Annotated in this window: 16 protein-coding genes and 5 tRNA genes; 1 reads left to right on the forward strand and 20 read right to left on the reverse strand. The window is 46.4% G+C overall.

What is annotated here, in order from left to right; translation table 11 throughout:
* Positions 1-4: 4 nt before the first annotated feature.
* From rpoC to Q0380_RS00635, 15 genes are all read right to left on the reverse strand, one after another.
* Positions 5-4,519 carry a DNA-directed RNA polymerase subunit beta' gene (gene rpoC / locus Q0380_RS00565; RefSeq protein ID WP_298958858.1) on the reverse strand — a complete coding sequence of 1,505 codons (4,515 nt, stop codon included), beginning with the start codon at positions 4,517-4,519 and terminating at the stop codon, positions 5-7.
* Complete coding sequence (gene rpoB, locus Q0380_RS00570) at positions 4,516-8,652, reverse strand: DNA-directed RNA polymerase subunit beta (RefSeq protein WP_298958860.1); 4,137 nt, start codon at positions 8,650-8,652, stop codon at positions 4,516-4,518. The genes rpoC and rpoB overlap by 4 nt, the downstream gene beginning before the upstream one ends.
* Before the next feature lie 90 nt (positions 8,653-8,742).
* Complete coding sequence (gene rplL, locus Q0380_RS00575; protein ID WP_298958862.1) at positions 8,743-9,123, reverse strand: 50S ribosomal protein L7/L12; 381 nt, start codon at positions 9,121-9,123, stop codon at positions 8,743-8,745.
* A 20-nt stretch (positions 9,124-9,143) separates the two neighbouring features.
* Entirely contained in the window at positions 9,144-9,623 is a 480-nt protein-coding gene (gene rplJ / locus Q0380_RS00580) for a 50S ribosomal protein L10 (RefSeq protein ID WP_291939396.1), read from the reverse strand.
* A gap of 113 nt (positions 9,624-9,736) precedes the next feature.
* Complete coding sequence (rplA, locus tag Q0380_RS00585) at positions 9,737-10,438, reverse strand: 50S ribosomal protein L1 (RefSeq protein ID WP_291939398.1); 702 nt, start codon at positions 10,436-10,438, stop codon at positions 9,737-9,739.
* Between the two features lie 56 nt (positions 10,439-10,494).
* A complete protein-coding gene (gene rplK, locus Q0380_RS00590; RefSeq protein WP_297990419.1) occupies positions 10,495-10,920 on the reverse strand; it encodes a 50S ribosomal protein L11 in 426 nt (141 codons plus the stop codon).
* 20 nt (positions 10,921-10,940) lie between these two features.
* On the reverse strand, positions 10,941-11,471 hold the full coding sequence (nusG, locus tag Q0380_RS00595; RefSeq protein ID WP_291939405.1) for a transcription termination/antitermination protein NusG: 531 nt from the start codon (positions 11,469-11,471) through the stop codon (positions 10,941-10,943).
* Between the two features lie 14 nt (positions 11,472-11,485).
* Positions 11,486-11,659: a preprotein translocase subunit SecE gene (secE, locus tag Q0380_RS00600; RefSeq protein WP_005872632.1), complete on the reverse strand. Its 174-nt coding sequence runs from the start codon at positions 11,657-11,659 to the stop codon at positions 11,486-11,488.
* Between the two features lie 12 nt (positions 11,660-11,671).
* A tRNA-Trp gene (locus Q0380_RS00605) sits at positions 11,672-11,747 on the reverse strand.
* Positions 11,748-11,754: 7 nt separating this feature from the next.
* The gene (gene rpmG / locus Q0380_RS00610) at positions 11,755-11,928 is read right to left on the reverse strand and encodes a 50S ribosomal protein L33 (protein WP_005872634.1); all 174 of its coding nucleotides are present in this window, start codon (positions 11,926-11,928) and stop codon (positions 11,755-11,757) included.
* Between the two features lie 55 nt (positions 11,929-11,983).
* Positions 11,984-13,183, reverse strand: a complete 1,200-nt coding sequence (gene tuf / locus Q0380_RS00615; protein WP_040304280.1) for an elongation factor Tu — start codon at positions 13,181-13,183, stop codon at positions 11,984-11,986.
* Between the two features lie 56 nt (positions 13,184-13,239).
* Positions 13,240-13,314 (reverse strand) — tRNA-Thr (locus tag Q0380_RS00620).
* A 113-nt stretch (positions 13,315-13,427) separates the two neighbouring features.
* Positions 13,428-13,504 (reverse strand) — tRNA-Gly (locus Q0380_RS00625).
* Between the two features lie 12 nt (positions 13,505-13,516).
* Positions 13,517-13,601 (reverse strand) — tRNA-Tyr (locus Q0380_RS00630).
* Between the two features lie 36 nt (positions 13,602-13,637).
* Positions 13,638-13,713 (reverse strand) — tRNA-Thr (locus Q0380_RS00635).
* A gap of 126 nt (positions 13,714-13,839) precedes the next feature.
* On the opposite strand from Q0380_RS00635, the gene Q0380_RS00640 reads away from it, so the two are divergent.
* A complete protein-coding gene (locus tag Q0380_RS00640) occupies positions 13,840-14,052 on the forward strand; it encodes a hypothetical protein (protein WP_298958867.1) in 213 nt (70 codons plus the stop codon).
* A gap of 616 nt (positions 14,053-14,668) precedes the next feature.
* Here Q0380_RS00640 and Q0380_RS00645 read toward each other — a convergent pair.
* The 5 genes from Q0380_RS00645 to hemB form a co-directional block, all read right to left on the reverse strand.
* Positions 14,669-15,973: a (Fe-S)-binding protein gene (locus Q0380_RS00645; RefSeq protein WP_298958869.1), complete on the reverse strand. Its 1,305-nt coding sequence runs from the start codon at positions 15,971-15,973 to the stop codon at positions 14,669-14,671.
* Positions 15,974-15,984: 11 nt separating this feature from the next.
* Positions 15,985-17,349: an oxygen-independent coproporphyrinogen III oxidase gene (gene hemN / locus Q0380_RS00650; RefSeq protein WP_298958871.1), complete on the reverse strand. Its 1,365-nt coding sequence runs from the start codon at positions 17,347-17,349 to the stop codon at positions 15,985-15,987.
* On the reverse strand, positions 17,342-17,824 hold the full coding sequence (locus Q0380_RS00655; RefSeq protein ID WP_298958874.1) for a DUF2603 domain-containing protein: 483 nt from the start codon (positions 17,822-17,824) through the stop codon (positions 17,342-17,344). Before Q0380_RS00655 ends, hemN begins: the two co-directional genes overlap by 8 nt.
* Before the next feature lie 14 nt (positions 17,825-17,838).
* Positions 17,839-18,762, reverse strand: a complete 924-nt coding sequence (gene argF, locus Q0380_RS00660) for an ornithine carbamoyltransferase (RefSeq protein WP_298958878.1) — start codon at positions 18,760-18,762, stop codon at positions 17,839-17,841.
* 157 nt (positions 18,763-18,919) lie between these two features.
* The gene (hemB, locus tag Q0380_RS00665) at positions 18,920-19,897 is read right to left on the reverse strand and encodes a porphobilinogen synthase (protein WP_298958881.1); all 978 of its coding nucleotides are present in this window, start codon (positions 19,895-19,897) and stop codon (positions 18,920-18,922) included.
* Between the last annotated feature and the right edge of the window lie 33 nt (positions 19,898-19,930).

Below are 19,930 nucleotides of genomic sequence, written 5' to 3' on the forward strand. Positions count from 1 at the left end.
AAAATTATTTTTTGAGTTTAACTTCCTTATCTTTATACAGACCCGTTCCCACAGGGATTATACGACCTAGGATGACGTTTTCTTTTAAGTCCTCTAATCGGTCAAATTTACCCGCGATACTAGCCTCGGTTAGAACCTTCGTAGTCTCTTGGAAAGACGCTGCCGAAATGACGCTATCGCTTCCAACGGCCGCACGAGTTACGCCCAGCAGTACGGACTCTGCGATCGCAGGCTCACCACCAATTTTCATAATGCGCTCGTTTTCTTCTCTAAATCTACGACGGCTAATGAGATCGCCGACGATTAGCTGAGTATCGCCACTATCGACGATTCGGACCTGGCGGAGCATCTGAGATACGATAATCTCGATATGCTTATCACTGATGACGACGCCTTGAGAGCGATAAACCTGTTGAATTTCGCTTATCAGATAGTAATGCAGCGCCTTTTCACCTAAAATTCTAAGCACATCGTGTGAGCTGATAACTCCGTCGGTAAGCTTCTCGCCTGCGTGGACGAATTCACCGTTCCGCACTTGGATCTGGCGGCTTTTATCGATTAGATACTCGGCGCTCGTTCCGTCCTCTCCCTCGATTACGATGCGCTCTTTCGCGCGCAAAGCTTTATCAAAGCGGACGGTTCCGTCGATGTCCGCGATGATCGCGGTATTTTTAGGACGGCGCGCCTCAAATAGCTCCGATACGCGCGGCAAACCGCCGGTGATGTCTTTCGACTTCGCAGCCGCTTTCGGCGTCCTAGCCAAGATATCCGCCATAGCGACCTTATCTCCCTTGTTCGTAAATATGGCGGTCTTCGGTCCTAGATTATATTTGATAGGCTCTCCCTTGCTAGGAGTAACGACGATGGCCGGTTTAACGCCTTGAGGCAGATACTCGTTGATGACCAAGCGGCTCTGGCCGGTAGTCTCGTCATATTGCTCCGTAGCGGTGTATCCCGGCTCGATATCCTCAAAGCTGATCTTGCCCTCGCACTCTGCAGCCACCGGGATAGAATACGGATCCCACTCGGCGATGATCAATCGATCATCTTTTTTAGGCTTGGCGATAAGATCTTCGCTTTTTACGACGCTATTATCATCATAGGTAATGACAGATTCGCGCGGTATATAGTGGCGGATTGCCTCTCTGCCGTTTTCATCGGAGATGACTACGTACATACCCTTCTCGCTTACGACGTGACCTTTTTTGATATCTCTTAACCTCTCTAAATAATCGCCCTTTAGGATGAAATACTTAAGCGTACCATTTGCTCCCGCTTTGATCTTTTGAGTTACCGGCTCGCCGTCTTTGACGCGAAGTTCGCTGGCAAACGGAATTCGAGTAGGGATATTCCAGTCTTCTTTTATAACCTCTACTAAACTATCATTTTCTCCAACGGTTTCGCCGTCTTTAAATACGATGTAGAATTTCCCCTCAACTTTACCGCTTACGCCAGCAAGCTCAGTAGGCTTGGCTAGATCGTGGCGTCGGATAGTATATTTAAATTCTTCTTTCTTACCTTTTAGCGTTATATTTACGTCGTCGTGAGTTATATCAATACTTACCTTACCGGTAATTGGAGCTTTGATCTTAGGCTCTACCAAAAGCACCGCAGCGTTTCTGCGGTTCATTACGATATTTTTGCCGCCGTTTTCATAGGTCTTTACGTTGTAGTATCTGATAAAGCCTTCCTTATCGGCGATTACTTGACGATCTTGCTGCTCGGTAGATGCGGTACCGCCGGCGTGGAAGGTTCGTAGCGTAAGCTGCGTGCCCGGTTCGCCGATTGATTGCGCCGATATGATACCGACCGCTTCACCAGGTTTTACTAGCTTGCCCTCGCCTAAATTTACGCCATAGCACTTCGCGCAAACCCCTTTTTCAGCCTTGCACGTAATAGGCGTACGGATGCTTACGGATTTGATGCCGGCATCGACTATGGTGCGTACCTCATTAACGCCTAGAAGCGTGCCTTCGGTGAATAAAATTTCATTCGACACCGGATCAATCACATCCGAGCTTAGCACCCTACCCATAATCCTATCGGCTAGGCTTTCTATTTGCGTTCCGTTCTCTACAATCTCAGTAACCTCGATACCCTCGTGCGTACCGCAGTCATGCATTGTAACCCTGACATTTTGCGCAACATCAATCAGCTTTCGCGTTAGATATCCCGCATTTGCGGTCTTAAGCGCCGTATCGGCAAGACCTTTACGCGCGCCGTGAGTCGAGATGAAGTACTCGTTTACGTTCAGACCCTCTCTAAAATTTGAAGTGATCGGCGTTTCGATGATCGAGCCGTCCGGCTTACTCATCAGACCTCTCATGCCCGCTAGCTGCTTGATCTGCTCCGCGCTACCTCGCGCGCCGCTATCGGCCATCATATAAATAGAATTAAAGCCGTCCTTGTCCTTCTCCATCATCTTCATCATCTCATCGGCTAGCTTCTTGCTGGTGCTGGTCCAGATGTCGATGGTTTTATTATAGCGCTCGCCGTCGGTTAGCAAACCCGCGCCGTATTGGTTCTGAACCTCTCGCACCTGCTTTTTAGCCTCTTCTACAAGACCCGCTTTGGACTTCGGCACGATGATATCCGAAACGGAGATCGAAACGCCCGCTTTAGTCGCGGATTCAAAGCCTAAATTTTTAAGGTTATCCAAAAATTCCGCACTTATCTCAAGGCCGCCGTTTTTATAGACGTAATCGACAAGCTCGGCGATATCCTTCTTCTTCATGATCTTATTCCAAAGATGATCCGGAATAAAGCTAGGCAGGATCGATTTAATGATCAAGCGGCCCGCGGTCGTAAAGATGATGCGGCGATCGATCATCGTTTTGATCTTAGCGTGGATGTCTAGGGCGTTTGCCTCCACGGCGAGCATTACTTCATCGACGTTTGCAAAAATTTTATTTGTTCCTTTTGCACCCGGCTTTTCGAGGCTTAGATAATAAATTCCTAAAACCATATCCTGGCTAGGCACTGCGACGGGCTTTCCGCTCGCGGGAAGCAAGATGTTCATCGAGCTTAGCATTAAAATTTTGCATTCCGCGATCGCCTCTTGACTAAGCGGTACATGCACAGCCATCTGATCGCCGTCGAAGTCAGCGTTGAACGCGGCGCAGACTAGCGGATGCAGCCTGATCGCCTTACCCTCGACGAGCACCGGATGAAACGCCTGAATAGACATCTTATGAAGCGTCGGCGCGCGGTTTAGCATAACCGGGTGATCCTTTACGACCTCCTCCAAGCACTCCCAAACTTCATTGATCCTATTTTCGATCATCTTTTTGGCCTGCTTAACGGTCGTTGCGTATCCCTTCTCTTGCAGGCGTGCGATTAGATGCGGCTTGAATAGCTCAAGCGCCATCGTCTTAGGCAGACCACACTGATCCATGCGTAAATTTGGACCTACGACGATGACGGAGCGGCCCGAAAAATCCACGCGCTTGCCGAGCAAATTTTGACGGAAGCGGCCTTGCTTGCCTTTAATGATCTCGCTTAGAGATTTAAGCGGTCGTTTATTGGCGCCCTTTACGGCGTTAGCGCGACGTCCGTTGTCAAAAAGCGCGTCCACCGCCTCTTGAAGCATTCGTTTTTCATTGCGGATGATGATCTCGGGTGCGTCGAGTTCCATCAGCCTTTTAAGTCTAGAATTTCGATTTATGACGCGGCGATATAGATCGTTTACGTCAGAAACCGCAAATTTTCCGCCCTCAAGGCTAACGAGCGGGCGTAGATCGGCAGGTAGTACGGGAAGATTTGTAATCATCATCCACTCCGGCTTATTGCCGGAATTTAAAAAGCTCTCGACGACCTTTAGACGCTTTACGATGGTTTTTTTCTTCGCTTCGGAGTTGGTATTTTCCATCTCCTGCTTAAGGGTGGATAAAATTTCGACCAAATCAAGCTCGGCTAGCATATCGCGGATCACCTGACCGCCCATTTTGGCGACGAAGCCCGTCTGCGAAAAGCGCTCTTTTAGGCTCTGATACTGCTCCTCATTTAAAACATCGTATTTCTCGACCTTTTTAGAATTTTCGTTATCGTAAAACGCTTCGCCTGCATTCTCTACGATATACGCCTCGTAGTAAAGTACGCGCTCGAGATCTTTCATCTTGATATTTAGAAGCGTACCGATGCGGCTAGGCAAGGAATTTACGTACCAAATATGCGCTACCGGCGTTACCAGCTCGATATGCCCCATTCTAGTGCGGCGAACCTTCGAGCTCGTGATCTCGACGCCGCACTTTTCGCACTTCCAGCCTTTGTAGCGCATCTTTTTATATTTGCCGCATATGCACTCATAATCCCTTACGGGGCCGAAAATTTTAGCGCAAAAAAGTCCGTCGCGTTCCGGCTTGAGCGTGCGGTAATTGATGGTTTCGGGCTTTTTGACCTCGCCGTGGCTCCAAGCCTTGATCTGCTCGGGACTAGCAAGCCTGATTGCAAACGCGTCGAAGTCGTGGACTCTAGCGTCCTCTTTTATCTCTATTCTTTCTAAATTTAAATTATCGCTCATTTGTTCTCTCCATTCTCGTAAATTTCAACGTCTAGAGCAAGCGATTTAAGCTCGTTAGTTAAAACAAAAAATGTCTCAGGAATTCCGGTAGACGGAACGTTTTCGCCTTTTGTCAGCGCCTTATACGCAGCCAAGCGTCCGTCGACGTCGTCGGATTTGATCGTTAGCATCTCGCGAAGCGTGTATGCAGCGCCGTATGCCTCCAGAGCCCAAACTTCCATCTCGCCGAATCTTTGACCGCCGAATAGCGCCTTGCCGCCGACCGGCTGCTGCGTAACTAGGCTGTAAGGACCGGTGCTTCTTGCGTGAACCTTTTCGTCGACTAGGTGGTGCAGCTTGAGATAATACATGCAGCCCACGTTTACGCGCTCTTTGATCTTTTCGCCGGTGCGACCATCGTAAAGCTCGGTCTTGCCGTCCTGATCGATGCCCGCCATTTCAAATAGCTTTTTGAAATCCTCCGGCACGATACCCTCAAATATCGGAGCGGAAAATCTAACGCCCTTAGCCCAGTCTCTAGCGTATTTCAAAAGATCTTCGTCGCTGATCTTTTCAAGCGTTTTTTTAGCCTGCATTAGTTTGGAAACGCCTGCGATCTCAATCATTTTGGCGCGAAGGGTTTTTATCCATTCGCCCGTTTTCTCCTCTAAAATTTTAGCGATCTGCTCGCCTAAGCGCCAGCCTACAAGACCTAAGTGGCTTTCCATTATCTGACCGATATTCATACGACTTGGAACGCCGAGAGGATTTAGCACGATATCCACGCGCTGTCCGCTAGGCAGATACGGCATATCGACCTCAGGAACGATATTTGAAACGATGCCCTTATTTCCGTGGCGGCCCGCCATCTTATCGCCCACTTTTAGCTTGCGCTTAGTAGCGATATAGACCTTTACGAGCTTAACGACGCCGCTTGGCAAAATATCGTCTTTTTCTAAAATTTCGATTTTTTCGTCATGCTCCTCTTTGAGTTTGCGCTTTTCGTTTTGGAAGTGATTTTTTAGCTCCTCGTATTCCTTCTGAACAGCTTTAGAATAAGCCTTGACGAAGGAATTTAACGTAAAGCGGTTGGAGCTTTCAAGTTCCTCTTTTCTAACCTTATCGCCCTTTTTATAATCTTTTTTATTTAGGCTTTGATCGCTTTGCAAAGCGCTTTTAGAAAGTAGCGCTACTACCTTTAGCATCTCCTCGCGATCGAGCATCAAAAGCCTGTCGTGATGCTCCCTTTCGAGCTCGGTTTTTTCATCCTCATAGGCTTTGTTCGTGCGTGGATCCTTCTCGTAGCCCTTTTTGGTAAAAATTTTAACGTCGATCACCACGCCTTCCATCGAAGCGGTAGCGTAGAGAGATTTATTTACCACATGTCCCGCCTTCTCGCCGAAGATCGCACGTAAAAGCCTCTCTTCAGGCGTCGGTTTGACCTCGCCCTTCGGAGTTACCTTGCCTACCAAGATCATGCCCGGCTTTACGTGAGTACCAATCTTTACGATACCGCTATCATCGAGGTGGGTAAGCTCCTCCTCTTTGATATTAGGGATGTCGCGCGTGATCTCCTCCACGCCGTCTTTTAGCTCTCTAGCCTCGATCTCCTTTTCATAAACATGCACGCTGGTGTATTCGTCGGCACGAATCATCTTTTCGCTCATGACGACGGCATCCTCGTAATTGTAACCGTGCCACGGCATGAAAGCTATAAGGGCGTTTTTGCCAATCGCAAGCTCGCCGCCGTCCATGCTAGGACCGTCGGCTATGATTTGACCCGCCTTTATCACGTCGCCTTTACGCACGATCGGGCGCTGTGAAAAGGTAGTGTTTTGGTTGGTGCGTAAATTTTTCTCCATCGAGTAGTGATCGATAAACGGTCCCTTCTCGTCTTCGCCCAAAATGAATATGTTTTTATTATCGACCTTTTCTACGACGCCGTCGCGTTTAGCCTTGATAGCTTCCCACGAATCGCGCGCGATAATCGCCTCCATGCCCGTTCCAACGATAGGGGCGGTAGAGTGTAGAAGCGGCACGGCTTGACGCTGCATGTTCGAGCCCATAAGTGCGCGGTTAGCATCGTCGTGCTCCAAAAACGGAATCAGCGACGCCGCTACGCCCGCGACCATACCGGAGCAAAGATCAATTAGCGAAATATCCTCGCGCTTAGCCATGATATTTTCGCCGTCTTTTCTGACCTCCAAAAGCTCCTCTACGATATTGCCCTCTTCGTCCAATTTAGCGGACGCAGGAGCGATTACAAGCCCCTCTTCCTGCGTAGCGGTAAGATAGACGATCTCGTCGGTAACCTTGCCGTCTACGACCTTTTTATACGGAGCCTCGACGAAGCCTAGATCATTCACCTTTGCATAGGTCGCTAGGGTATTGATCAGACCGATGTTTTGGCCCTCCGGCGTCTCGATAGGGCAAATTCTACCGTAGTGCGTAGGGTGGACATCGCGCACTTCAAAGCCCGCGCGCTCTTTAACTAAACCGCCCTCGCCCAGCGCGGATAGACGGCGCTTATGCGTGACCTCGCTAAGCGGATTGGTCTGATCCATAAACTGGCTTAGCTGGCCACCGGTGAAAAATTCCATAAGCGTAGTGGTGATGATTTTAGGGTTTACGAAATCATACGGCATAAGCTCGTCTAAATTTCCGCTAATGCTGGTAAATTTATCTTTGATCGCCTTTTGAACCTTGATAAATCCAAGGTGCATCTCGTTTGCCAAAAGCTCTCCGATCGAGCGGATGCGGCGGTTTCCAAGATTATCGCGATCATCGATGAAGCCGTCGCCGTTTTTAACTCTAATTAGATATTTCGCCGTCTTGATAATATCCTCGCTGGTTAATACGGTTACGTACTCCGGCGCCTCGATACCCAGCTTGTGATTCATCTTCATACGACCGACTTTGGTCAGATCGTAGCGCTCAGGGTTGAAAAACAGATCGTTTACGAAGCTCTTTGCCGCTTCTTTTACCACCGGTTCGCCCGGGCGCATAACCTTGTAAATTCTAATCGCTGCCAGATCGTTCTCGTCGTCTATGCCCTCGCTTTGTTGTAAGAGCTTAAGCGCGTCCGCGTCTTGAATGAAGGAATTTATGATTGAAGTATCTACGCCACTAGCTAGGTCATTGGCGATCGTAAATTTTTTCTCGGTGTTAGCGATCTTGGCTAGCTTACCCTCATCTAGCGCAGTTAGCGAATCAAAAAGTACCTCGCCACTATTTTTATCGACGATGGCATCGGCTAGGTAGCGCTCGGCTAAAATTTCAGCCGGATACTCGATGAGCTTTAATCCATCCTCTGCTAATTTCTCCGCTTTTTTGACCGTTAGGCGCTTGCTTGCTTGATGAAGCACTTCGCCCTTTTCGTTTATAATGTCGTAATCGAGCCTGCCCGCGTATTCTTTCGGATCGAAATCGGTCAGGAATTTTCCTTTTTTAATATAGATCGTCTTAATAGGATAAAATAATTTTATGATGTCTTGTTTTTTGTAGCCGAGTGCGCGAAATAGGATCGTGATCGGGACCTTGCGCCTTTTATTTATGCGCACATATAGTACGTCTTTTACGTCGTATTCGAAGTATAGCCAGCTGCCGCGATCAGGTATTATTTGAGCGGTGTAGATGAGTTTATTTAGAACGGTTGGACTCTCTTCCTCTTTGAAGATTACGCCCGGGCTTCTGTGCAGCTGATTTACAACGACACGCTCGACGCCGTTAATGATAAATGAAATTCTATCGGTCATTAGAGGAATGTCGCGAATGAATATATCTTGTTCTTTGATCTCTTTTACGCCGATTTTTTTGCCCGTCTTTTCATCGCGCTCATGCACGAGCAGACGAAGCTTCATCTTTAAATTTACCGAATAAGTAAGCCCTCTTTCCATGCATTCTCTAATCGAATACTTTGGCTTTGAAATTTCGCTACTTACATACTCGATACTTAGTCTATTCTGTGCATCGTGGATAGGAAAAATGGCTTTGAAAACCTTCTCTATGCCGCTTTCTCCATCCGAGTTATCAAGATTTAAAAAATGATCAAAACTTTTCTTTTGTAGTTGTAATAAATTCGGAATTTCGATGTCTTTGGGAACCTTTGAAAAATCCACCCTAAGACGATTTCCTGAATATAGGCTGTTTAACATTCCACTACCTCGTAGTTGTATTTTAAAGAAAGAAGTGCCGATGCGACGCACCGGCACACATTTGTATGCGAAATTTTAAAATTCCGCGATTTATTTGAGTTCGACTTTAGCACCTGCTTCTTCAAGCTCTTTTTTAGCCTTCTCGGCGTCTTCTTTGTTAAGTCCCTCTTTAAGAACGGACGGAGTAGCCTCGGTAGCGTCTTTGGCTTCTTTTAGACCAAGACCCGTTAAGGCGCGAACAACCTTAATTACGTTGATTTTCTTGTCACCCGCATCAAGCAATACGACGTCGAATTCCGTTTTCTCTTCAGCCGCTGCCGCACCTGCGCCGCCAACACCTGCGCCGCCGGCTACCATAACCGGAGCTGCGCTTACGCCGAATTTTTCCTCGAATTCTTTAACTAGCTCGCTAAGCTCTAGCACCGAAAGATTAGAGATATACTCTAAAACGTCTTCTTTTGAAATTGCCATTTTATTCTCCTAAATTTTAATTAAGCGCTAGCTTCTTTTTTCTGCTTAAGCGCATTTAAGCCGATCGTAAAATTTTGAATCGGCGCATTCCATACTTGAAGTAGCATCGCTATAAGCTCGTCTCTCGAAGGCATCTTCGAAAGCGCTCTAACCTTATCTATGCCAGCTACTTCTCCATCTATATGAGCGGTCTTAAGCTTAAAAATTTCATTTTTCTCTTCAAATTTAGCCGCTACTTTACATACAGAAAGCTGCTCGCCCCATAAGAAGATATTGGTATCTTTAAAGCTAAGTCCGTTTTTTTCGGCATTTTTTAAAGCGATATTAGCTAGGGTATTTTTGATAACTCGAACCTTTACGCCCGCTTCACGCGCGCTATTTCTAAGATCTTCAAGCTGCTTAACGCTAAGGCCTTTAAAATCGGAAATTACTATAGCTTCGCTAGCTTTGAAAGCCTCGCCAAGCTCCGCTACTATCTTTGATTTTTCGTCTCTCGTCATTAGGTCTCCTTTCCGATCGGTGATTTCAAGCCAAGCGATCGAAATTTTAAAATTTCGATCAATTAAGTTAAAAACCTTGAGCTATCTCCAATCTAAGATAAAAATTTAAAATTTTATTTTAAATCGATTATTTCTTGATTATCCAGCGTAACCGCAGGACTCATAGTAAGTGAAAGCGATGCATGAGTTACGTATCTACCCTTCGCAGTCGCTGGCTTATGCTTATTTATGGTTTTGATAAACGTCGTAAGATTGTCTAAAAGCTGCTCTTTGCTAAAGCTAGCCTTGCCAAGGCCTGCGTGGATATTTCCCTGCTTATCGACGCGAAAATTTACCTGTCCGCCCTTAGCGTTTTTAACGGCTTGAGCGACATCCATAGTAACGGTACCGGTTTTAGGGTTCGGCATAACGCCTTTTGGACCAAGAATACGACCTACCTTACCGACTAGTCCCATTAAATTTGGAGTGGCGATAAGAACGTCGAAATTTATATTTCCTTTTTGAATCTCTTCGATCAGATCATCGGCACCCACTATATCGGCACCCGCTTCGCTAGCCTCGCTAGCTTTTGCGTCTTTTGCAATCACGGCTACTCGAACGCTCTTACCCGTACCGGCAGGCAAAACGACCGAGCCGCGCACCATCTGATCGGCATGTCTTGGATCTACGTTTAGTTTAAGAGCGATCTCCACCGTCTCGTCAAATTTAGCAGAAGCTAGAGTTTTTACTGTGCTTACCGCTTCGTCTACACTATAAATTTTATTTACGTCAACTTTTTTTAAAAGTTCGTTAAATCTTTTTGAATTTTTTGGCATATATTTCTCCGCAATTAAAGTGCTACCGCTTTTTTAAACCTTAGCGGTCAAAAGGTCTAGTCAGTGACCGTAATGCCCATAGAGCGAGCCGAACCGGCTATAATCCTAGCAGCCTGCTCTCTATCTTTGGTATTAAGATCGGCGATCTTTTTCTCGACGATCTCTAAAACCTGAGCTTTCGTTAAGGACGCTACCTTCTTTTTAAGAGGATTGTCCGAGCCTTTATCTATCTTCGCCGCTTTTTTGATCAAATCCGTCGCAGGCGGTTGCTTAGTGATGAAAGTAAAGCTTTTATCGGCATAAACCGTGATGATAACAGGAATGTTGAAGCCCGCCATATCTTTGGTTCGCTCGTTAAACGCTTTGCAAAATTCCATAATATTAACGCCCTTTTGGCCTAGCGCAGGACCTACCGGCGGGCTTGGATTTGCTTTTGCGGCCGCTATTTGCAGCTTGATTTCGCCAATAACTTTCTTAGCCATAAATTTACTCCTTATAAAATTTAAATAATCTTTTCAACTTGCGAGTATGAAATTTCAATCGGCGTGCTTCGTCCGAAGATCGAAACATTGAGGCGAAGCTTGCCATGGATCATATCATACTCTTCTACGATGCCATTGAAATTAGCAAAAGGCCCATCGACGATCCTAACCGTCTCGCCCTCATCAAAATTAATCTTGGGCTTAGGAGCCTCGCGATTATTAATCTTTTCTAGAATTATCTCGATATCTTTTTCCGGTAGCGGAGAGGGTTTTTTCGCCTCGCCGATAAAGCGACTGACCTTAGGCAGCATCTGAATTCTATGCCATAAAGTGGTATCCAGATCTAAATTTGCAAAACAATACCCTGGATATAAACTACGCTCTTTAATGGTTTGCTTTGTATTTTTGACCTCTATAACATCTTCGGTAGGCACTAGCACTTCGCCAATCTTAGCCTCAAGCGCTTCATCTTGCTTTAGCGCTTCTATCGCGCGCTTTACCGCCATCTCGCTGCCGGCGTAAGTTTGTATCGCATACCATTTATTTGCCATATTGCGATCCTTGCTTAGGCCGTTATCAAAGCGGACATAATAAGATCCACTAACGCTAAAAACAGTGCGATAACTACGACTACGACGACTACAGAGATATATGCTGTTTTAGTTTGATCTTTAGTCGGGAAAATTACCTTATCTAACTCTACTTTTGCTTGTTTATAATACTCTTTTACTTTTTCCATACCCAATCCTCGTGGCAGGGCAAGAGGGATTCGAACCCCCAACCATCGGATTTGGAATCCGGCGCTCTACCGTTGGAGCTATTGCCCTATAACAATTAGCCTTTTAACTTGACTTCTTTATGAAGCGTGTGCTTTTTTAATCTAGGACAATATTTTTTAAGTTCTAGTTTTTCGGTTGTAGTTTTGCTATTTTTATAAGTAGTATAGTTAATATCGCCACTTTCGGAGCATTTCAATCCGACCTTTACTCTACTTGAATTCTTTGCCATTTAGTTTCCTTGAATAAAAAAGCAAGCGGAATTTTAAAATTCCGCTTGCAAAAAATTAAGCGATGATTTTCGAAACGACGCCTGAGCCTACAGTATGACCGCCTTCGCGAATCGCGAAGCGCGTACCTTGCTCAAGAGCGATCGGAGCGATTAGCTCAACGGTGATTTTAACGTTATCGCCAGGCATTACCATCTCGGTCCCCTCAGGAAGAGTAATCGAACCGGTAACATCTGTCGTACGAACGTAAAACTGCGGTCTATAATTATTAAAGAATGGAGTATGGCGTCCGCCCTCTTCTTTAGTTAGGATATAAACCTCGCCCTCAAATTTAGTATGAGGAGTGATCGATTTTGGTTTACATAAAACCATACCGCGCTCTACTTCTTCTTTCTTGGTACCGCGCAATAAAACACCTACGTTATCGCCGGCTTCACCTTGATCCATCTCTTTTCTAAACATCTCAACGCCAGTGACGGTAGTAGTCTGAGTAGGTTTAATACCTACGATCTCGATAGTATCGCCAACTTTAACGATACCTTTTTCGATTCTACCGGTTACAACGGTACCGCGACCGGAAATCGAGAAAATATCTTCGATCGGAAGAAGGAAATCTTTATCAGTATCGCGAACAGGAGTTGGAATATAGCTATCAACCGCGTCCATAAGCTCCATAATCTTTGCAGACCATTCGCCGTCTTGTCCGGCCTTAGCTTCCTCAAGAGCCTTAAGGGCAGAGCCTTTAATGATTGGGGTTTCGTCGCCAGGGAATTTATACTCTTTTAAAAGATCTCTAACTTCCTCTTCAACTAGCTCTAAAAGATCCGGATCATCGACCATATCGGTTTTGTTTAGGAAAACTACGATGTATGGAACGCCTACTTGGCGAGAAAGCAAGATGTGCTCGCGAGTTTGAGGCATAGGACCGTCTGCAGCGGAAACAACTAAAATAGCTCCGTCCATCTGAGCCGCGCCGGTAATCATATTTTTTACGTAGTCGGCGTGACCAGGGCAGTCAACGTGAGCATAGTGACGTTTCTCGGTCTCATATTCGATGTGAGACGTAGCGATAGTAATACCGCGCTCTTTTTCCTCTGGAGCGTTATCGATATTGTCGTAGTCCTTTAGCTCGGCTAGACCCTTCCTGGAAAGAACAGCAGAAATAGCAGCTGTCAAAGTAGTCTTACCATGGTCAACGTGACCGATGGTACCAATGTTTACGTGTGGCTTGTTACGATTAAATTTTTCTTTAGCCATCATATCCTCCGTTATTGATTTGTGGATTACACAACAAACTAAGCGACTCTATTTTATGGAGCTCATAGCGGGACTTGAACCCGCGACCTCTTCCTTACCAAGGAAGTGCTCTACCTCTGAGCCATATGAGCCTAAACTCAGGCAAAGAGAAATCGCTACCAATACCCAACAATGCAACCAAAATTTAGATTATGTAAGCATATAAAAGCAGTTAAGTTTTACAGCTCCCAGTAAACCTAAATGGTGGAGCGGGAAACGGGGCTCGAACCCGCGACCCTCAGCTTGGAAGGCTGATGCTCTAGCCAACTGAGCTAATCCCGCATCAAAAATTCATGGTGGTGAGACGTGGATTCGAACCACGGAAGGCAAAGCCAGCAGATTTACAGTCTGCCCTCGTTGGCCACTTGAGTATCTCACCCTTTGATGAAATCTGGTCAAACACTGTTACAAAAAATGGAGCTGGTGGACGGGATCGAACCGCCGACCCACTGCTTACAAGGCAGTAGCTCTACCAGCTGAGCTACACCAGCATTTTGAAATTGAAGTGGCAATTATAACCGAAAAATCCCCAATTGTCAAGGCTAAAACAGCCTATTTTAAAATTTCATAAAATTTCTGCTATAATGCGCGCAATTTTAAATTTTAAGGAATTTTATATGAAAATCGTACCTTGGATCATAATAGTTTTTATGATTTATTTGATTTATTATTTTATCTCCCGCTCCGAAAAGCGTCTAAATACCCTTGAAAAGCGCTTAAATAAGATAGAAGAAAACTTAAACGAGATAAAAAAGGCTACCGAAGCCAACAGGCTCTTGATCGAAGAAGCAAAGCTGGACTCTGAAGATGACGCAAAAGAGCAAGAATAAAATTAAATTTAAATCCATGATCTCGCTAGCTTAGCCTTTTTGCCAAATATCTCGTGCTAAAAATTGTGAGTATATTTTATGCATACTTTGGTATTTTTGAAAGAAATTTTGCCGCAACGTCGAAACCGCGAAGTGCAAGAAGCATAGGTAACTAACTTAAAATTTTATGAAATTCAAAATTCGCGCTTTAAGCCTGCTGCGCCAAGTAAATCCGCGCAAATCAATAAATCAAAATTCCAGCCATTAGCCGCAAATTCCATATAATTTCAAACAATACCGCATAAAATTAGAATTTCTGCCAAAATCCATCTTACAATTCAACTTCTTAAAATTTTGCGCAAAATCGCTCAACAAAATTCTAAACCACAAAATTTTAGTATTTAAAATCATATTAATCAACCCCACCGCAGCAGCAAAGCCCATGGGCTCACACCGCACGCCACTTCAGGCTGATATATCCGAAAGCTCAAAAGCACAGACCGCAACCTCTGCAAGCTAACGATAAAATTTAATCATAATTTTTAAAAACCAAAATTTCAAAAGCACGGAATTTTGTCCCAGGATGTGAATTGAGTAAAAAGCTAACGAAATGCAGGAATTTCACAAATGTTAAATTTTATCCATTGGAATTTTCCTCGCTCACAAGCGCTTCAGCGATGAGCTCCAGCGGATTTACGCACCTCATCTGCGAGCCACTTAAAGAAAGCGAGTTATTTAGCTGCATCCTGCACGCGCTGCACTCGGCGGAAACTACGCACACAGGCAGATCTGCCATTGCACGCGCCTTAGCTAATCCCACTGCGCGCGCGAGCTCGTAGCGCTCGGCCTGCATCGTCACACCGCCAAATCCACAGCATTTATTAGGCTCATCCATCTCGGTTATTTCGTAGTTTTGAGCGAGCAAGCCGCGCGGTTCTTTCCAAATACCCTGCATTTTGCGGGCATGGCACGGATCGTGATAAGTAATCGCTAAAGCCCTTTTGCCGCGGCGCATCAAAAGATCACTTAAGTTTGTAAATTTATAAAAGTATTCGCTCGCCATAAAAATTTTACTCGCAAGCTTTTGCGCACGGGCTTTCCATTGCGGCTCATTTTCAAAAAAATGCGCGTAATCCACCCGCAGCATTGCAGAGCACGTAGCCTCGGGCACGATAATCGCATCAAGAGCAGGCATGACTTTTTCGAAATATGCTATATTAAATTTTGCCACGCGTTCAACCGCCGCAAAATCTCCCGTAAAATACGCAGGAGCGCCGCAACAGGCTTGTTCCTTCATCAAATTTACGTTTAGCTTTAGCGCTCGCGCGATATGTAAAACCGCCTCGCCTACGCCCGTGTAAGCGTAGTTTGCCATGCAGCCTATAAAAATTCCGATAGTTTTTTCGCCGCCGTTGTCGATAAGCTCTGCATGCGAGTTCATAAAGCTCTTTTTCGCAGGAGCAGGCAACAAGCGCTCTTTTTTAAGTAGTGGCAAGTCAAATCTAGGCGACATAGAGCTTTGCGTATCTTTTCGCATCTTAAAGCCACAGCTAAGAAACACGTATCCAAGCGCTGCTGCTAGATCCAGCGCTTTACGGTGCCCGAGCAGCCAAAACGCAGCTTTTTTGTACCACGCGATGCCAAATTTTTCCGCAATGCGCGCGCGAACATTCTCGATTGCCGTATCTATGGGCAAAGACTCGCCGCAAATATCTACGCAGTTGGTGCATAAAAAGCAGCTTTCAAAAATTTTCTTAGTGTTTTTATCAAGCTTTAGCTCATTTCTGCCGTAAGCGCCCAAAAGATCCACAAATCCGCGTGGGCTCGTTACTTCATCGCCGTTAATGCCATGAATCGTGCAGACTTGGATGCATTTACCACATTTTACGCAACGCTCGCTAAGTGCCGCAAAATCGAACGCTCCAAGCTTTGCCCTACTCATAGCCGCGCCGCTTAAACAGTTTTAGAAAAGCGCTTCTCGCCCAAATTTTTAACCATATACTCATCAAAACACATCGCGATATTGCGAATCAAAAGCGTGCCGGTAGGCGTTACGGAAATTCTATGCGGCGAGACTTGTACGAAATCCTTTAGCGCCTCAAGCTGCTTTAGGCTCGCGCCGAAATGCTCGAAAAATTTTATCTTAAATTTCTCCTCGATCGCCTCTATATCGACGCAAAAATTACTCATCAGCCCCATAATCACCTCTTTGCGCAGCAGATCCTCTTCATTTAGCAAAACGCCCCTGTAATACGGCAGCCTGCCCGCATCGATCGCGGCTTCATATGCGTCCATATCTTTGAAATTTTGCGCGTAGTGGCGCGCGCCCTCGCCGATGCTAGTCAGCCCGATACCGATCAGATCGGCGCCGCCCTTGGTCGTATAGCCCTGGAAATTACGGTGCAGCGAGCCGTTTTTAAGCGCGGCATGAAGCTCATCGGCGGGCTTTGAGTAGTGATCCATGCCGATCATCTCATATCCGTTCGCGCTTAAAAAATCGTGTGTAAGCTTTAAAATTTCAAGCTTTACTTTCGGCTCGGGCAGGGTCGTCTCGTCAAATTTACGCATAGATTTTTTGATCCACGGCACGTGCGCGTAGTTAAAGATCGCAAAGCGGTCCGGATCAAGCGAAAGCGCAAGCTCCAGCGTGCGTTTAAAGCTAGCTAGGCTCTGATACGGAAGACCGTAAATGAGATCCATATTTATCGATTTTATCCCTCTCTCGCGCGCCATAGCTATGACGTCCCTCGTAAGCTCGAAAGGCTGGATGCGGTGGATCTCCTTTTGCACGCGCTCGTCGAAGTCCTGCACGCCGTAGCTGATGCGGTTAAAGCCGTTTGAAACAAGCACGTCAAGCTGCTCGGCGTTTAAAAACCGCGGATCGATCTCACAGCTAATTTCGGCTTCGGGGCTGAAATTTTTAAAATATTTTTTGATATTTTTTATGTGGCGCGCGAGCTGTTCGGCGCTAAAATACGTAGGCGTACCGCCGCCGAAGTGCATCTGCACGACTTGCCGCGAACCGTCCACTACGCCGCTTAAAATTTGCATCTCGCGCTCGATATAGTCCAAATACCGATCCATCTTGTCGCGCTTGCCGGTGTAGATTACGTTGCAGCCGCAAAAATAACAGGCGGAGCGGCAAAACGGCATGTGAAAGTAAAGCGACAGCGGCGTGGAGCTTTTTTGATTTTTTAGCTCGTTCAAATACCCGTCGTAGTTGAAGCTTTCGCTAAATTCCAAAGCGGTCGGATAGCTCGTGTAGCGCGGTCCCGGGCGCGAAAATTTCGCATAAGCGTCGAAGTCTATGCTATTCACGGCCGCCCGCCTTGGTTTTGATAAGCTCTTCGATGTCGATAAAAAGGTTCGGATGCAAGCTTTTTACGCGCGAGACGACGGCATCGACGTCTAGGCTTAATCTTTTCGCACTCGGATCTGCGCCCGTTAGCCTTCTGATCTCGTCCATACACACGATCCACGCGTCGCCGAAATCTACCGGCGTATGCTGCAAGATCGAGCGCTCAAGCTTGAGGTTAAAATTTTCCTGCATCGCGTTTTTGGTCGCAGCGATGAGATTTGCAAGCGATTTTATCGAGATCATCGTATGCACTTCGTTATTTTCGTCGATGCCGAACCACGGCTCCTCGTCGCTCCACGAGCCGCTTTTTAAAGTGAGTTTTTTCTCGTTGTCCTCGCCCTGCGAAATTTCAAAAACCGTCCTTTTCGAGCTATCTAACCCAAAAAATTCGCTCGCTTTGTCGATCTTTTTTAGCGCTTTCTCTTTTTCTTCCATGCTTTCTCCTAAAATTATCTTTTTTGATCCAGCCAGACCATGACGCCCTTTTGCGCGTGCAGGCGATTTTCCGCCTCTGCAAAAATTTCATCCGCGTGCGCTTCAAACACGGCCTCGCTCACCTCGTATCCGCGGTACGCCGGCAAGCAGTGCAAAAAGATCGCGCCGCTACCTGCTAGAGCCATTAAGCTTTCATCTACGCAAAAGCCCGCGAAATCGCGAATTCTTTGCTCCTTTTCGGCTTCTTGCCCCATCGAAACCCAAGTATCAGTCGTCACGACGTTTGCGCCCGCTACGGCTTCTTTTATATCGTTCGTTATTAAAATTTTGGCGCCTGAAATTTTAGCATTTTCTTGCGCCTGCGCTAGTATTTGCGGATCAGCCTCATAGCCCACGGGCGTCGCCACTCGCAGCTCAAAGCCAAGCTTGCTGGCAAGCATCAGCCACGAGTGCGTCATATTGTTGCCGTCGCCCACGTACGCGGCTTTTATCTTTGGAGTTTCAATACCGCGCTCCACGATCGTCATGAGATCCGCCATTAGCTGCACGGGATGAAATTTATCGCTTAGCCCGTTTATCACCGGCACGCGGCTAAATTCCGCGAGCTGCATTAGCGTCTCGTGGCGATTTACGCGCGCCATGATTAGATCGCACATTCGCGAAATCACGCGCGCGGTGTCTTTGATCGGCTCGCCTCGCCCGAGCTGGATGTCGCGACTGCTCAAAAACAGCGCGTGCCCGCCTAGCTCGTTCATCCCTACGTCGAAGCTAACGCGCGTCCTGGTCGAGCTTTTTTCAAATATCATCGCTAATTTTTGATCTTTTAAATATGGCTTGAAATTTCGCACCTTTGCCTCTTTTTTAATCTCAAACGCTAAATTTAGCATTTGCAAAATTTCATCTTTGCTAAAATCGTTTAACGTAAGAAAGTGCCTCACATCGCTCCTTTTTGGTTAAATTTTACACTGTTTTCGCTTACGTAGCGTTTTATTCGGCTTTAAAATTTTAAATTTACGCTACGTGCCGCGAAGTAAATTTCAAAAACCAAGTCTCGCCGCTGCCGTGAAATTTTAAAATTCCAAAATTCTTAAAATTTTATCTGCGCGAGTTTAAAATTTCCGCGATCTCTTTGGCGTGATAGGTGATGATCATATCAGCACCCGCGCGCCTTATGCCTATCATCGTCTCCATCATCACGCGCTCATAATCGATCACGCCTGCCTTCTTGCCCGCCTGCAAAAGCGAGTATTCGCCGCTTACGTTATACGCGCAAATCGGCAGCAGCGTGCGCTCTCTCAGGTCTCTGATTAGATCCAGATACGCAAGCGCGGGCTTTATCATCAAGATGTCCGCTCCCTGCGCCTCGTCCTGCAGGCTTTCGTTGATCGCCTCAAATCTATTTGCGGGATCCATCTGGTAGCTGCTGCGATCGCCAAAACTTGGCGCGCTCTCCGCCACGTCGCGAAACGGCCCGTAGTAGCCGCTGGCGAACTTGCTCGAATACGCCATAATCGGTAAATTTTCAAATCCGCCACGATCGAGCGTCTCTCGCAGAGTTGCGATAATACCGTCCATCATGCCGCTTGGAGCGATCATGTCTGCGCCTGCTTTGGCGTGGATGAGCGCCTGCTGCGCCGAAATTTCAAGCGTCGCGTCGTTATCCACCGTCTGATGCACATGATCGATGATGCCGCAGTGCCCGTGGTCGGTGTATTCGCAAAAGCACAGATCGGTGATTACTAATAAATTTGGAAATTTAGCCTTTATCGCGCGCAGCGAAGTCGCGATGATGCCGTCCTCGCTTAGCGCGTCCGAGCCGATGCTGTCCTTTAGCGAAGGAATTCCGAAAAGTAAAATTTTATCTAGTCCTAGCGACAAAAGAGTCTCGCACTCTTTTAAAATTTCATCCAAGCTCATCTGAAATACGCCCGGCATCGAGGCGATCTCCTTTTTGATGCCGCTTCCTTCCACCACAAAAAGCGGATAGATTAGAAAGCGGGTTTGCAGATCGGTTTGTCGCACCAGATCCCTAAGCGCTGGGTTTATTCGTAGTCTCCTAAATCGTTTAAACATTATTTTTCCTTTTTTAGCTAGAATTGTGAGATT

The sequence above is a fragment of the uncultured Campylobacter sp. genome, assembly GCF_937959485.1.
In the GTDB taxonomy this organism is placed as follows: domain Bacteria; phylum Campylobacterota; class Campylobacteria; order Campylobacterales; family Campylobacteraceae; genus Campylobacter_B.

What these genes read in the sequence shown, in the direction of transcription:
- secE (WP_005872632.1), bottom strand. Translation starts at nt 11,659, where the DNA reads ATGGAAAAAGTAAAAGAGTATTATAAACAAGCAAAAGTAGAGTTAGAT.
- rplK (WP_297990419.1), bottom strand. Translation starts at nt 10,920, where the DNA reads ATGGCTAAGAAAGTTATTGGCGAAATCAAGCTGCAAATAGCGGCCGCA.
- rpmG (WP_005872634.1), bottom strand. Translation starts at nt 11,928, where the DNA reads ATGGCAAAGAATTCAAGTAGAGTAAAGGTCGGATTGAAATGCTCCGAA.
- nusG (WP_291939405.1), bottom strand. Translation starts at nt 11,471, where the DNA reads ATGGCAAATAAATGGTATGCGATACAAACTTACGCCGGCAGCGAGATG.
- rplJ (WP_291939396.1), bottom strand. Translation starts at nt 9,623, where the DNA reads ATGACGAGAGACGAAAAATCAAAGATAGTAGCGGAGCTTGGCGAGGCT.
- Q0380_RS00640 (WP_298958867.1), top strand. Translation starts at nt 13,840, where the DNA reads ATGAAAATCGTACCTTGGATCATAATAGTTTTTATGATTTATTTGATT.
- Q0380_RS00655 (WP_298958874.1), bottom strand. Translation starts at nt 17,824, where the DNA reads ATGGAAGAAAAAGAGAAAGCGCTAAAAAAGATCGACAAAGCGAGCGAA.
- hemB (WP_298958881.1), bottom strand. Translation starts at nt 19,897, where the DNA reads ATGTTTAAACGATTTAGGAGACTACGAATAAACCCAGCGCTTAGGGAT.
- rplL (WP_298958862.1), bottom strand. Translation starts at nt 9,123, where the DNA reads ATGGCAATTTCAAAAGAAGACGTTTTAGAGTATATCTCTAATCTTTCG.
- rpoB (WP_298958860.1), bottom strand. Translation starts at nt 8,652, where the DNA reads ATGTTAAACAGCCTATATTCAGGAAATCGTCTTAGGGTGGATTTTTCA.
- tuf (WP_040304280.1), bottom strand. Translation starts at nt 13,183, where the DNA reads ATGGCTAAAGAAAAATTTAATCGTAACAAGCCACACGTAAACATTGGT.
- rpoC (WP_298958858.1), bottom strand. Translation starts at nt 4,519, where the DNA reads ATGAGCGATAATTTAAATTTAGAAAGAATAGAGATAAAAGAGGACGCT.
- Q0380_RS00645 (WP_298958869.1), bottom strand. Translation starts at nt 15,973, where the DNA reads ATGAGTAGGGCAAAGCTTGGAGCGTTCGATTTTGCGGCACTTAGCGAG.
- rplA (WP_291939398.1), bottom strand. Translation starts at nt 10,438, where the DNA reads ATGCCAAAAAATTCAAAAAGATTTAACGAACTTTTAAAAAAAGTTGAC.